Source organism: Microvirga ossetica, assembly GCF_002741015.1.
GTDB lineage: Bacteria > Pseudomonadota > Alphaproteobacteria > Rhizobiales > Beijerinckiaceae > Microvirga > Microvirga ossetica.
The window spans coordinates 1,290,589-1,303,626 of the sequence record NZ_CP016616.1; the positions used below are offsets into that span (position 1 = coordinate 1,290,589).

The window sequence follows — 13,038 nt, forward strand, 5'->3', positions numbered from 1 at the left end:
GACACCGGTTTTGCGTCAGAAAATGCGGCTTTCTAGAAACGTAGTGCGTCTGCATGCAGACGCACTACGGCGAGGGAATGCCGGCCACGACAATCTCCGTGAGGACGGAATTGGCGATGAAGCATTCCTTGTGGGCGAGGTGATGCATGTCGGCGATCTGCTCCGGCGTCGGAACCTTGTCGCCCGAGAATGCGATTTTCGGGTCGAGGGTGACCTTGGAGACGAAGAGCTTGCCGTTCTCGTTCTTGGTCATGATGCCGAGCGCCTCGTCCACATAAGCATCGACGACGAAGCGCTTCTTGGCGGCAATCGAGAGGAAGGTGAGCATGTGGCAGCTGGAGATCGACGCCACGAAAGCCTCTTCCGGATCGACTGCATCCTCCCGCGAGAGCGGCAACGGCACGACGGAGGGCGACGCGGAGCCGGCCACTTCGATGCCGCCATCGAAGCTCCAGCGATGGCCGCGGCTGTAGCGGTTGTCGGAGAAGATCTCCTCCGCTCCGCGCGTCCAGCGAATCGTCGCCCTGTATTCGTGCGCCATGGCCGACTGCCCGCTCAGGAAATCGACTTCACGAATTCCTGGTACTGCTCTTCGGTCAGGAGGCCGTCGAGCTCGTTCGGATCCATGAGACGGATCTTCATGAACCAGCCGCGGCCGGCCGGATCCTCGTTGACCGTGCCGGGAGCGGCTTCGAGATCGCGGTTGACATCGACCACCTCGCCGGAGACCGGCGCATAGACTTCGCTTGCCGCCTTCACGCTCTCGACGACCGCCGCCTCGTCACCCTTCGACAGGGTCTTGCCGACGCTCGGCAGCTCCACGAACACGACGTCGCCGAGCTGGCTCTGGGCATAGTCGGAGATGCCGACGATGCCGGCATCGCCCTCGACGCGGATGTATTCGTGATCCTTGGTGTAGCGCGTGGTCATGATGAATTCCCTCTTCTTGAAATGTCAGCGCTTGTAGCGATGCGGAGCGAACGGCATGGCTGCGACCTTGGCCGGCAGCGGCTTGCCGCGAACGATGAGATGAAGGTCGGTGCCGATGGCGGACACGTCCTTCGCCACATAGCCCATGGCGACCGGGCCGTTGACCGTGGGGCCGAAGCCGCCGGAGGTCACGATGCCGACCTCGCGCCCGTCGGGCGTGGTGATGACGGTGCCCTCTCGCGCCGGCGCACGGCCTTCCGGCTTGATGCCGACGCGGACGCGGGAGGCACCGTCCCTGATCTCGCGCTGAACGCGCTCGGCACCCGGGAAGCCCCCCTCCTCGCGGCGGCGCTTCTGGATCGACCAGATCAGGCCGGCCTCGATGGGCGAGGTCGTGGTGTCGATGTCATGGCCGTAGAGGCACAGGCCCGCCTCGAGCCGCAGCGAATCGCGCGCGCCGAGACCGATGGCCTTCACCTCCGGATCGGCGAGCAGGGTGTTCCAGAGCTTGGCCGCATCCGCCGCGTGGCAGGAGATCTCGAAACCGTCCTCGCCCGTATAGCCGGAACGGGAGACGTGGCACCAGATGCCGTCGATCTGCACATCGGCGGACATCATGAACGGCACATCGGCAGTCTCGGGTGCAAGCTTTGCGAGCACGGCGGCGGCGGACGGTCCCTGCAACGCCATCAGCGCCAGTCCGTCCTTTGGATTCAGGGAAACGCCCTTCGGCAGTCGAGCCTGGATATGGGCGTAGTCGGCGTCCTTCATGGAAGCGTTCACCACGAGGTAGAGCCAGCCCTCGTGGCCGGGAGCCCCGACGCGAGTGACCATGAGATCGTCGAGGATGCCGCCATCCTGGCTAAGCAACTGCGAATAGCGCTGCTGGTTGGGCTTGAGGTTCAGCACGTCGGCGGGAATCAGCGCCTCGAGCGCCTTGGCCACGGTTTCGTGGCTCTTGTCCTCGGCGACGAGGAAGGCCTGGCCCATATGCGAGACGTCGAACAGCCCCGCATGCTCGCGGGTCCAGTTGTGCTCGGTGAGGATGCCCGCGGGATACTGCACCGGCATGTCGTAGCCGGCGAAGGGCACCATGCGGGCGCCGAGGGCCACATGCTCGGCATGGAGCGGGGTTTTCAGGAGAGGCTCGTCGCTATGCGCTGGCTCGGCCATCGGGTTTCCTCAAAGGTGCGCGTTCCATCGAGCCTCGCGGCCCGCTGCTCTGCGCCCCCTCTGTCCCGAGACCTGAGAGATTTCCCTGGCGCTTTTGCGGCAGGTTACGCCCGTCGGTGGGCGACGCCTATTGAAACGTCGCCGCTTTCCAGAGTGCCAGCTCCCGCGCGGTCCTTTGGCCTGAGCGTTTCCGGGGCGGTTGCGCCTTCGGCGCCGGACGCAAAGGTCCGGTCTCTTCCGCGGGGATCATCGGCTGGGTTAAGCTCTGAAGAGGATTTGCACGCCTGTCAACAAAGCAGGGCACTCCTCCTCACCCTTTAATTGACGGCGGCCTCCCAACGCTCCATTTTAGAAGCCATCTTTTCACAGAAGGGGAGAAGCGCGGCCTGATCCGGTCAGCAGCTCCAAGCATCGTTGCTCGAACTGATCATCGCTCTCGCTCTCGTCGCCCTCAACGGCGTCTTCGCTCTTTCCGAACTCGCCATCGTCTCCGCCCGCCGCCCCCGCCTCAAGGCCATGGCCGAGCAGGGCCGCTCCGGCGCCGGCACGGCCCTGATTCTCATGGAGGATTCGGGCCGGTTCCTGTCCACGGTCCAGATCGGCATCACCCTCGTCGGCATCCTGGCCGGCGCCTTCTCGGGCGCCGCGCTGGGTGGAAGGCTGACCGACATCTTCCTGGCCCAGGGCATGCCCGAGGGCGCCGCCGAGCCCTTGGGCTACGGCCTCGTGATCGGCGCGATCACCTATCTCTCCATCGTCATCGGCGAGCTGGTTCCCAAGCAGCTCGCGCTCCGCAACCCGGAGACCATCGCCTGCACCATGGCGCCCCTGATGCTGGTGCTCTCGAAGGTCGCCGCCCCGGCGGTCTGGCTGCTCAACGCGTCAACCAGCCTGATCTTCAGCCTGCTCTGGTCCAAATCCGACGATTCGTCGACCGTGACCGAAGAGGAGATCAAGCTGCTGGTGGGCGAGGCCGAGAGCGCCGGCGTGATCGAGGAGGAGGAGCGCCGCATGATCTCGGGCGTGCTCCGCCTCGGCGACCGGACGGTGCGTGGGCTCATGACGCCCCGCACCGATGTCGACTGGATCGATCTCGACGATGGCGAGGAGGCGATCCGCGAATTGCTGATCGGCACCCCGCATTCGCGCCTGCCGGTCAGCGAGGGCACGCCCGACAACGTGATCGGCGTCGTGCAGTCGCGTGAGCTTCTCGCGGCCATGCTGTCCGGCCAGCCGCTCGACATCCGCAAGCATGTCCAGCCGTCACCGGTCATCCCGGATACGCTCTATGCCCTGGATGCGCTGGCGATCCTGCGCGACGCGGAGGTTCCGATGGCGCTGGTTCATGACGAATATGGGCATTTCGAGGGGGTCGTGACCCCGGCCGATGCCCTGGAGGCCATCGTCGGCGCCTTCCGGTCCGACGGCGAGGCGCCGGAGCCCGATGCGGTCAGGCGCGAGGACGGTTCATGGCTGCTCGCGGGTTCAATGCCCGTCGATGAAATGGCCGAGATCCTCGGCGTCACCTTGCCGGAGAGCCGCAGCTACCACACGGTCGGCGGGCTGGTGATCAGCGAGTTGCAGCACCTGCCGACCACGGGCGAGCATGTGGAGACCATGGGCTGGCGCTTCGAGGTCATCGACCTGGACGAGCGCCGGATCGACAAGGTCCTCGCCGCGCCCCTCAACCAGCGGGCGGGCGCGGCCGCGCTATATTAGCCGGCGCCGTATTAACCGCGACGGCCGCCGGTGCCGAGGCCGACCTCGATCTCGAAGCTGTTGGCATTGGCCGCGGGAATCACGATGCCCTCCTCGATCACGGAGACGGTCGTCTGGGTCTGGCCCGCCGGGATCGCCGCCGCCACGCGGCGAGTGCGGTTGGCGAAGACAGTCGAGCCGTCCTTCACGACGATGTGGACCGGGATGTCGTAGCGGCCCGCGGATCCGCCGGCGCCCAGAAGCGCCCTCGCCTCGACGCCGACCCGCACCACGGTCGTTCCGTCCGGCCGGCCGACGCATTCGCGGGCGATCTCGCCCAGGGTAAGCTGGCTGCGCACCGAACCGGCATCGCCGCCGCCGCGGACTTGAAGCACCGAGCCGCCGTCGAAGACGTCGACCGTCGGGCAATAGACGTCGCTGGTCTCAGCCGCCTGGGCCGGCGCCTGGGTCGTCCCCGCAGTGAGCAGCATGTTGCCGACCCCGAAGCCGCCCCCACCCGCCGAATTGCAACCCGTCAGGGCGGACAGGCCGAGCACGGCGAGCGTCCATCCGGCCTTCCGGCTCACTCCATCTCTCATGATTGCCCCCAGTCTTTTCTTCATCTCTTACGGAAGGGCGTCGAACCCGGCCGCAAATCCATTCAGGGACACGGGAATCCCGATCCCCTCCTCCGGCGTCTGGAACACGATGAAGGTGGCCGACTGGCCGGTCTTCATCTGGCTGATCAGACTGTCCTCCATCACGACCTCGGCGACGCAGCCGGTCGCCAGGCAGCGCACGAAGCCGGCCCGGCCGATATCCGTCTGGTCGATCTTGAGACCCAGGCCCGAGGGCAACAGAATACCAAGAGGTGCGACGACGCGCAGGAGGCGGCTTTTGCCGTCGGCGGTTTTCAACACAATAATGACGAGGGTGACGTTGGGGCGGTCCTCGGCCACGACGTTCTGCACGAGAGCGCATTGCTCGGTCGTGGCCCCCGCCGGAGTCTCACAGCGCATCTGCCACTCGCCGTAGGTGTTCTTGACCATGCCCTGAGCGCCGGCTCCGGCGGCTCCGAACAGGGCCGTAAGCCCCAGCAATGCCGCTGCACCGGACCGAACCCACCGCGTTGCGCCCATCGGTTTCTCCATCCTCGAATCCCTCTGGCGAGGGCAGCGGCCGCCGCCGCTTCGGTTCATCTTTGGCCCGTTGGGACCATGGCAGGGGCCGCGATGTCAAGCGAGAGGGACGGTTTGAGGGGATGAAATGCTTTTTGGCGGTTATGACGCACAGTTTGGAACGCTTCTACCGTTGCGCTTGAGCGCGTCCTGTGGTCTTTGACGCTGATCAAAGGTGATGGCGCAAGCCGGGCGCCGATTTCTGCATGCCCGCGCCTTCCCCGATGCTTTCATGGCCTTGCGCCATCACATCTTTAGGAGCTTTGGAACGCCGATGCAGATCGAGAATGCACGTCGATCGGTGACCGCCCTCTCCACGGCAGCGGTCGCACTTGTGTTGGGCATAAGTGAGGCATGGGCTGCGGCCGGCCGGCCCTCGCCCTGGGAAATGGGCATGCAGGATATGGTGACCGAGTTGGGACAGAGCGTGTCCAACTTCCACACCTACCTGGTCTGGCTGGTCGTCGTGATCTGCCTGTTCGTGCTGGCCCTGCTCCTCGTGATCGTTGCCCGCTTCAACGAGAACAAGAATCCGGTTCCCTCCAAGACCACCCACAACACTCTTCTCGAGGTTGCCTGGACCATCGTTCCGGTGCTGATCCTCGTGGCCATCGCCATCCCTTCCTTCCGCCTCCTGCGCCAGCAGCTGGTGCCGCCGCAGGCCGATATCGTGGTCAAGGCGACAGGCTTTTCCTGGTACTGGGGCTACGAGTATCCCGCCGACCAGGGCGGCGGCTTCAAGTTCGATTCGAACATGATCGCCGAAGCCAAGGATCTGAAGCCCGACCAGCCGCGTCTGCTCGGCGCCGACAATGCCATGGTCGTGCCGGTCGGCAAGGTCGTGCGCGTCCAGGTGACCTCCGCCGACGTGATCCACGCCTTCGCAATGCCGTCCTTCTACATCAAGATAGACGCGGTTCCCGGCCGTCTGAACGAGACCTGGTTCAAGGCCGACAAGGTCGGCGTCTATTACGGCCAGCGCTCCGAGCTCTGCGGCAACGGCCATCCCTACATGCCGATCGAAATCCGTGTCGTGAGCGAGCAGGATTATGCCGCATGGCTGACCGAGGCGAAGCAGAAGTATGCTTCGACCGAAAGCCCTGCTCCGCTCAAGTTCGCCACCGCTCAGTAATTGTAAGAAGGACCACAGAGGTCTCATCATGGCACATGCAGCTGATGCCGCTCACGCGGATCACCACGATCACCTTCCGACCTTCTGGCGCCGCTGGTTCTATTCCACGAACCACAAGGATATCGGCACGCTCTACCTCATCTTCGGCTTCACGGCCGGTATCGTCGGCGGCCTTCTCTCCGTCGCCATGCGCCTCGAGCTGCAGGAGCCCGGCCTTCAGTACTTCTCGAATCCGCAGGCCTTCAACGTCTTCGTGACCGGCCACGGCCTCATCATGGTGTTCTTCATGGTGATGCCCACGCTGATCGGCGGCTTCGGCAACTGGTTCATCCCGCTCATGATCGGCGCGCCGGACATGGCCTTCCCGCGGATGAACAACATCTCGTACTGGCTCACCGTTTCCGCCTTCTGCCTGATGCTCTGCTCGCTCTTCGTCGAAGGCGCTCCGGGCTCGCTCGGCTTCGGCGGCGGCTGGACGGTTTACCCGCCGCTCTCGGTGACCGGCCATCCCGGCCCCGCGCTCGACTTCGGCATCCTGGCTCTGCACCTCGCCGGTGCGGCCTCGATCCTCGGCGCGATCAACTTCATCACCACGATCCTCAACATGCGCGCTCCGGGCATGACGCTGCACAAGATGCCGCTCTTCGCCTGGTCCATGCTGGTGACCGCGTTCCTGCTGCTCCTGTCGCTGCCGGTTCTCGCGGGCGCGATCACGATGCTGCTCACCGACCGCAACTTCGGCACGACGTTCTTCGAGCCGTCGGGCGGCGGCGATCCGGTGCTCTACCAGCACCTGTTCTGGTTCTTCGGTCACCCCGAAGTGTACATCATGATCCTGCCGGCCTTCGGCATCGTGTCCCACATCATCTCCACCTTCTCCAAGAAGCCGATCTTCGGCTATCTCGGCATGGCCTATGCCATGGTGGCGATCGGCGTGGTCGGCTTCGTCGTGTGGGCGCACCACATGTACACCGTCGGCCTCTCGCTGCAGACGCAGGCCTACTTCGTGTTCGCCACGATGGTGATCGCGGTTCCCACCGGCGTGAAGATCTTCTCGTGGATCGCCACCATGTGGGGCGGCTCCATCCGCTTCACGGCTGCGATGCAGTGGGCTGTCGGCTTCGTGTTCCTGTTCACGGTCGGCGGCGTTACCGGCGTCGTGCTCGCGAACGCTCCCATCGACCGCTACATGCACGACACCTATTACGTGGTGGCCCACTTCCACTACGTGCTGTCGCTCGGCGCGGTCTTCGTGATCTTCGCCGGCATCTACTACTGGTTCCCGAAGATCACCGGCTACATCATGCCCGACTGGATCGGAAAGCTGCACTTCTGGGTCGCGTTCATCGGCGCCAACGTGCTGTTCTTCCCGATGCACTTCCTCGGCCTCTCCGGCATGCCGCGCCGCTATGCGGATTATCCGGATGCCTTCGCAGGCTGGAACCTCGTGTCCTCGATCGGCGCCTACATCTTCTTCGCCGGCCTCTTCATCTTCATGTTCGGCGTAGTCTATTCCTTCATCCGCAAGGAGAAGGCTGCCGACAATCCGTGGGGCGAGGGTGCAACGACGCTGGAATGGACCCTGTCCTCTCCGCCTCCGTACCACCAGTTCGAGACGCTGCCCCGCGTCGTCGACACGGATCACTAGAGCATCGGACCCAAAAGTGGACCCACTTTTGGGTCCGATGCTCCACTTATTGAAGAGCGCATCGTTCGGAGCGGAAAACCGGGTCCACTTTTCCGCACGATGCGCTAACAGACTTGAGTGGGCGGCACGCGCCGCCCGCTCCTCCCCCGAGGGCTTCTTGTTCAAGCCCTCCGGCGAGGAGCCGAATATCGGAGGCCTTTTCGGCCTCGTCACGGCATTTCGGAAGATTTCAGTTATGAGCACCATGTCGAACAGCCTGGCCGAACCCAAAGCCGAAAGCCTTGCCACGGCAGGACTCTCGCAAGGTGACGTGTCCGACTTCTTCGCTCTCCTGAAGCCGCGCGTGATGTTTCTCGTCGTCTTCACGGCGCTCGTCGGCATGGTGGTGAGCCATCCGGACGTTCATCCCGTCGTCGCCTTCGTCTCACTTCTGATGATCGCCGTCGGCGGCGGTGCCTCCGGCTGTCTGAACATGTGGTGGGACGCGGATATCGACGCGATCATGACCCGTACGCGCAAGCGTCCGATCCCGGCCGGCAAGATCCAGCCCGGCGAGGCGCTCGCCTTCGGCATGACCCTGTCCTTCGGATCGGTCATCATCCTGGGCCTTGCCAGCAACTGGCTCGCCGCGGGGCTGCTCGCCTTCACGATCTTCTTCTACGTGGTGATCTACTCCATGTTGCTGAAGCGCTGGACGCCGCAGAACATCGTCATCGGCGGAGCGGCAGGCGCCCTCCCCCCGATCGTGGCGCAGGCCGCGGTGACCGGTCATGTCGCCTTGGACAGCATCGTGCTGTTCGCCATCATCTTCATGTGGACGCCGCCGCACTTCTGGGCGCTCGCCCTGGTGAAGTCGGGCGATTACGAGCGCGCCGGCATTCCCATGATGCCGAACGTGGCAGGCCCCGATTCCACCCGCTTCCAGATCCTCGCCTATACCGTTCTCCTGGTTCCGCTGGGCATGGCCCCGGTCGCTCTCGGCTTCGGCGGCCTCGCCTATGCCATCGTCTCGCTCGTCGGCGGCCTCGGCATGCTGGCGCTGGCGGTCCAGGTCTATCGCGTGCGCCAGGGCGAGCAGGCCATGCGCGTGGCCCAGCAGCTTTTCGGCTTCTCCATCCTGTACCTCTTCCTGCTCTTCGCGACCCTGCTCGCGGAGCATGGCTTCGGCTTCTTCCGGCCGGTCTTCGGGTGATCGGATGGCTGACCCCAAAGCTCCCCGCAGCCTGACGCCCGAGGAACAGAAGCGGCGGCGCAAGCGTTCGCTGGCGCTGGCCCTGACCCTCGGCGGCCTCGTGCTGATCTTCTACGTGATCACGATCGCGAAGCTTGGCCCAGGCGTCATGCAGCGTCCCCTGTGAGGTTTGACATGGCTGAGTCTTCCAATCTTGACCGCAAGATGCAGCGCACGGCCTTCGCCTGCGTGGGCATCGTCGTGGGGATGGTCGGTCTCGCTTACGCCTCCGTCCCGCTCTACGACCTGTTCTGCAAGGTGACCGGCTTCGGCGGCACCCCGATCGTCCGGGACGAGAACGGCTCGGCCATCATGGACCGGACGATCGCCGTCCGCTTCGACTCCAATGTCGCGCCGGGCCTGAGCTGGCGCTTCTCACCGGAAAAGCCCGAGGTCAAGGTCAAGCTCGGCGAGACCACGACGGTCTATTACAAGGTCACCAACACGGGCGACAGGCCGAGCACGGGGATCGCGACCTACAACGTGCAGCCGGACCTCGCCGGCACTTATTTCTCGAAGCTCGAATGCTTCTGCTTCACCGAGCAGACCCTGCAGCCGGGCGAAACGCTGGAATCTGCGGTCGTGTTCTACGTCGATCCCCGCCTCGTGCAGGATTCCGACGTGAAGGATCTGACCTCCATCACCCTCTCCTACACCTACTTCCCCTCGAAGGGGGGCAAGCCGGTGGCGGAGGCGACATCATCCACCAAACCCATCGCGCAATAAGAGACGTGACAAGCTGGGCGGAAACGTCCTAAAGCGAGATCACCTTCGAGGCACGGAGACGACACGAAATGGCCGAGGCCCACGCCAAGAACCACGACTACCACATCCTTGAACCGAGCCCGTGGCCGCTCATCGGCGCGGTCAGCGCCTTCCTGATGGCTTCCGGGTTCGTGACCTGGTGGAAGGACCTCACCATCGCCGGGATGCATCTCGGCCCCTTCATCTTCGGCGCAGGCATCATCGGCGTTCTCTACACCATGCTCAGCTGGTGGACCGACGTGGTGCGCGAGGCCAATACCGGCTCGCACACCCGCGTGGTCCAGCTTCACCACCGCTACGGCATGATCATGTTCATCGCCTCCGAGGTGATGTTCTTCGCCGCCTGGTTCTGGGCCTATTTCGATGCGGCGCTCTATGCCGGCGACCCGCAGCTCTACTCGCGCATCGAGGTGCTCGGCGGCGTGTGGCCCCCGAAGGGCATCGAGACCTTCGATCCCTGGCACCTGCCGCTCCTCAATACGCTGATCCTGCTCACCTCGGGCACCACGGTCACCTGGGCGCACCATGCGCTCCTCGAGAACGACCGCCAGGGCCTCAAAGCGGGCTTGTGGCTCACGGTGATCCTCGGCATCCTGTTCAGCTTCGTCCAGGCCTACGAGTACAGCCACGCGGCCTTCGGCTTCAAAGGCAACATCTACGGCGCCACCTTCTTCATGGCGACGGGCTTCCACGGCGCCCACGTGATCATCGGCACGATCTTCCTCGCCGTCTGCCTGCTGCGCGCCTATCGCGGCGACTTCACCCCCAAGCAGCACCTCGGCTTCGAGTTCGCCGCCTGGTACTGGCACTTCGTCGACGTGGTGTGGCTGTTCCTCTTCGCCGCCATTTACGTATGGGGCTACGGCGGCCCGGTGGCCGGCGGCGGTCACTGACCCCCTACCGCAACAAGAACCAGCAGGGGCGGCGTCAGGCCGCCCTTCGCTTTTGGGCTCCTCGTCGCCATCTGCGAGGGAGTTCGCCGACCGGCAACCGTTTGGAGAAAAGCCGTGGCTCACGATCCTTCCACGCCCTCGCCCATCACCACCGGACTGAAGGGGCTATGCCCCCGCTGCGGCAAGGGGCATCTGTTCCAAGGCTTCCTGAAGGTGCAGCCGAAATGCGAGGTCTGCGGCCTCGATCTCGCCTTTGCCGATACGGGCGACGGCCCCGCCTTCTTCGTGATGTCCTTCGTCGGCATCGTGGTGGTGGCCCTCGCCCTCTGGGCCGAGTTCACCTACGAACCGCCGATCTGGCTCCACCTCGTCATGTGGACGGCCTTGAGCATCGCTCTCAGTCTCATCCTCGTGCGGCCGCTCAAGGGCGTGCTGGTCAATCTGCAGTACCATCACAAGGCCGAGGAAGGACGCTTCCAGAAGTGACCGCCTCCCGCCTGCACAAGGGGCGCTCGCTCGTTATTCCGGGTCTCGCGGCGCTCGTCGCCCTCGCCATCCTGATCGGCCTCGGCACCTGGCAGCTCCAGCGCATGGCCTGGAAGGAAGACCTGATCGCGCAGATCCAGGCCCGCGCCTATGGCGAGCCGGGCGCCGTCGTGCCGGAATCGGACTGGGCCTCCTGGCGGGCGGACCGGGACGAGTTCCGCAAGGTGCGGGTGACCGGCACCTTCCTTCACGAGTTCGAGGCCCCCGTCTACGGCCTTGCTCCCGGCGAGCGTCAGGGCGCGCCGATCCAGGGTTATTACCTGCTCACACCCTTGAAGCTCGCGAGCGGCGCCGTCGTGATGGTCAACCGCGGCTTCGTGCCGACCGACCTGCGCGATCCGGCCCGCCGCCCCGAGAGCCTGCCTCATGGGGAGGTGACGATCACCGGCCTCGTGCGGGCCCCGGAAGCACGCAACACGTTCACGCCGAGCGACGAACCCGCCCGCAACCAATGGTTCGCCCGCGATCCGCAGGCCATCGCCGCGGCCCACCATCTTGATCGCGTCGCGCCGTTCCTGATCGACGCGGATGCGAGCCCCAATCCTGGCGGTTGGCCGCGCGGCGGACAGACCCCGCTCACCCTGCCGAACAACCACCTGCAATACGCGGTCACCTGGTTCGGCATCGCGCTTACCCTCATCGGAGTCTTCGCAGCGTTTGTCTGGCGGCGCCTGCAAGAGCCGAGTCAGTCGAGCTGAAATAGAAAGAAGAGGCCGAAGCCGAGGATGATCAGCCCGGCACTGACGACCTTGGGGATGAACAGCCACTTCAGAAGCGTCTCGTTCTCCGCCCGGCGTTCCGCCCTCTCGGCACGGGTCATGGTTTCCTGCGCCTTGATCTGCTGGGCATAGAGCGAGGTCGTCATGACGTTGCTGACCGCGCCATCCTTCTCCAGTTCGATGCGCTGGGCCATGAATCCGACGATGAGACCGAGGATGCCCAAGCCCAGGAAGCCCGCGAGCAGGAACGCGCCCACGACGACGCCAGCCAGCACGCCGACCAGAATGGGAAGCAGGATCCAGTCGATCCGGGTCATGCGCATGAGCTGAACCCTCTCCAAAGGGGGCGAGCTTGGCTTGTGAGCCGCGATATTGTACCATGAACCTCATGTTCACGCTTCTCGTGACCGTAACCCGACTCACGATGCGCCTTGCAGGGCGTACGGGAGAGGCTTTGCGCGTCTAGACAAGCGTCGAGCATTTTCCGGAAAGCCCTGCGGAGACGAGCAGGGCTTCCCAAAGGTTCGGTTCGCCTCCGCCTCATCCAGAGGAGAGCGACATGAACGCCCAGCAAGCCCTTCATCCCCCTGATGCCGCGGATAGCGGCGACATCGTCATTCGCGCTGCACGTCCCATCGATTGCGAGGGAATCGCGGCACTGGGAAACATGCCCGGATATCGCTGGGGTACCTTGAGAGTGCCCTACCAGACGCCCGAAGCAGCCCGGAAATGGCTCGAGACCATGGCTCCGGGCAACATCAGCCTCGTGGTGGAGAAAGACGGCCGGGGCATCGGCACCCGGCTGCTGCGCGAGCTGATCGAAATCGCCGACGACTGGCTGAACCTGCGCCGGATCGAGCTCACGGTCTATGTGGACAATGCGCGGGCCATCGCGCTCTATGAGCGGCACGGGTTCGAGATCGAGGGCACCCACCGGGACTATGCCTTCCGGGGCGGCGCCTTCGTCGATGCCTATGCCATGGCGCGGGTCAAAGCTTGAAATCTGCGACCGGATGCGGCTTGCCGTGACCGGTCGCGGCACCTAAAGCATCTTCCGGCGAAGGGGATGCCGGTTCGCCGATAAGAAGATGCGACGAATGACTCAACAGCGCGGTTTGCGATTTC

16 protein-coding genes and 1 riboswitch are annotated in these 13,038 nt (G+C 64.5%); of the genes, 10 read left to right on the forward strand and 6 right to left on the reverse strand.

Annotation, left to right across the window (positions count from 1 at the left end; genetic code table 11):
• Positions 1-64: 64 nt before the first annotated feature.
• The 3 genes from BB934_RS06040 to gcvT are packed head-to-tail and all read right to left on the reverse strand — an operon-like array spanning position 65 to position 2,103.
• Positions 65-541, reverse strand: a complete 477-nt coding sequence (locus BB934_RS06040) for an OsmC family protein (RefSeq protein ID WP_099508821.1) — start codon at positions 539-541, stop codon at positions 65-67.
• Positions 542-555: 14 nt separating this feature from the next.
• Complete coding sequence (gene gcvH, locus BB934_RS06045) at positions 556-930, reverse strand: glycine cleavage system protein GcvH (RefSeq protein ID WP_099508822.1); 375 nt, start codon at positions 928-930, stop codon at positions 556-558.
• Positions 931-954: 24 nt separating this feature from the next.
• Positions 955-2,103, reverse strand: coding sequence for a glycine cleavage system aminomethyltransferase GcvT (gene gcvT / locus BB934_RS06050; RefSeq protein ID WP_099508823.1), 1,149 nt, complete (start codon positions 2,101-2,103; stop codon positions 955-957).
• 158 nt (positions 2,104-2,261) lie between these two features.
• A riboswitch (glycine riboswitch) is annotated at positions 2,262-2,353 on the reverse strand.
• Positions 2,354-2,517: 164 nt separating this feature from the next.
• Between gcvT and BB934_RS06055 the strand changes: the two genes are divergently transcribed.
• A complete protein-coding gene (locus BB934_RS06055) occupies positions 2,518-3,822 on the forward strand; it encodes a hemolysin family protein (protein WP_099508824.1) in 1,305 nt (434 codons plus the stop codon).
• Between the two features lie 11 nt (positions 3,823-3,833).
• On the opposite strand, the gene BB934_RS06060 is transcribed toward BB934_RS06055, so the two are convergent.
• Both BB934_RS06060 and BB934_RS06065 read right to left on the reverse strand, forming a co-directional pair.
• Positions 3,834-4,388, reverse strand: a complete 555-nt coding sequence (locus tag BB934_RS06060) for a hypothetical protein (protein ID WP_099508825.1) — start codon at positions 4,386-4,388, stop codon at positions 3,834-3,836.
• 39 nt (positions 4,389-4,427) lie between these two features.
• Positions 4,428-4,940 (reverse strand): invasion associated locus B family protein, encoded by a 513-nt coding sequence (locus BB934_RS06065; protein WP_099508826.1) that lies wholly within the window; start codon positions 4,938-4,940, stop codon positions 4,428-4,430.
• Positions 4,941-5,253: 313 nt separating this feature from the next.
• On the opposite strand from BB934_RS06065, the gene coxB reads away from it, so the two are divergent.
• The 8 genes from coxB (at position 5,254) to BB934_RS06100 (ending at position 11,892) form a co-directional block, all read left to right on the forward strand.
• A complete protein-coding gene (coxB, locus tag BB934_RS06070) occupies positions 5,254-6,111 on the forward strand; it encodes a cytochrome c oxidase subunit II (protein ID WP_099512656.1) in 858 nt (285 codons plus the stop codon).
• 28 nt (positions 6,112-6,139) lie between these two features.
• The gene (gene ctaD / locus BB934_RS06075; protein WP_099508827.1) at positions 6,140-7,759 is read left to right on the forward strand and encodes a cytochrome c oxidase subunit I; all 1,620 of its coding nucleotides are present in this window, start codon (positions 6,140-6,142) and stop codon (positions 7,757-7,759) included.
• Positions 7,760-7,994: 235 nt separating this feature from the next.
• Entirely contained in the window at positions 7,995-8,951 is a 957-nt protein-coding gene (locus BB934_RS06080) for a heme o synthase (RefSeq protein WP_099512657.1), read from the forward strand.
• A gap of 4 nt (positions 8,952-8,955) precedes the next feature.
• Complete coding sequence (locus tag BB934_RS48535; RefSeq protein ID WP_173909426.1) at positions 8,956-9,117, forward strand: hypothetical protein; 162 nt, start codon at positions 8,956-8,958, stop codon at positions 9,115-9,117.
• 8 nt (positions 9,118-9,125) lie between these two features.
• A complete protein-coding gene (locus tag BB934_RS06085; RefSeq protein WP_099508828.1) occupies positions 9,126-9,716 on the forward strand; it encodes a cytochrome c oxidase assembly protein in 591 nt (196 codons plus the stop codon).
• A 68-nt stretch (positions 9,717-9,784) separates the two neighbouring features.
• The gene (locus BB934_RS06090; RefSeq protein ID WP_099508829.1) at positions 9,785-10,648 is read left to right on the forward strand and encodes a cytochrome c oxidase subunit 3; all 864 of its coding nucleotides are present in this window, start codon (positions 9,785-9,787) and stop codon (positions 10,646-10,648) included.
• A gap of 114 nt (positions 10,649-10,762) precedes the next feature.
• Entirely contained in the window at positions 10,763-11,134 is a 372-nt protein-coding gene (locus BB934_RS06095; RefSeq protein ID WP_099508830.1) for a DUF983 domain-containing protein, read from the forward strand.
• Complete coding sequence (locus BB934_RS06100; protein WP_099508831.1) at positions 11,131-11,892, forward strand: SURF1 family protein; 762 nt, start codon at positions 11,131-11,133, stop codon at positions 11,890-11,892. The genes BB934_RS06095 and BB934_RS06100 overlap by 4 nt, the downstream gene beginning before the upstream one ends.
• Here BB934_RS06100 and BB934_RS06105 read toward each other — a convergent pair.
• The gene (locus BB934_RS06105; protein WP_099508832.1) at positions 11,880-12,236 is read right to left on the reverse strand and encodes a hypothetical protein; all 357 of its coding nucleotides are present in this window, start codon (positions 12,234-12,236) and stop codon (positions 11,880-11,882) included. The two genes, BB934_RS06100 and BB934_RS06105, sit on opposite strands and share 13 nt — an antisense overlap.
• Positions 12,237-12,472: 236 nt before the next feature.
• Between BB934_RS06105 and BB934_RS06110 the strand changes: the two genes are divergently transcribed.
• Positions 12,473-12,913 carry a GNAT family N-acetyltransferase gene (locus BB934_RS06110; protein ID WP_099508833.1) on the forward strand — a complete coding sequence of 147 codons (441 nt, stop codon included), beginning with the start codon at positions 12,473-12,475 and terminating at the stop codon, positions 12,911-12,913.
• The last annotated feature ends 125 nt before the right edge of the window (positions 12,914-13,038 follow it).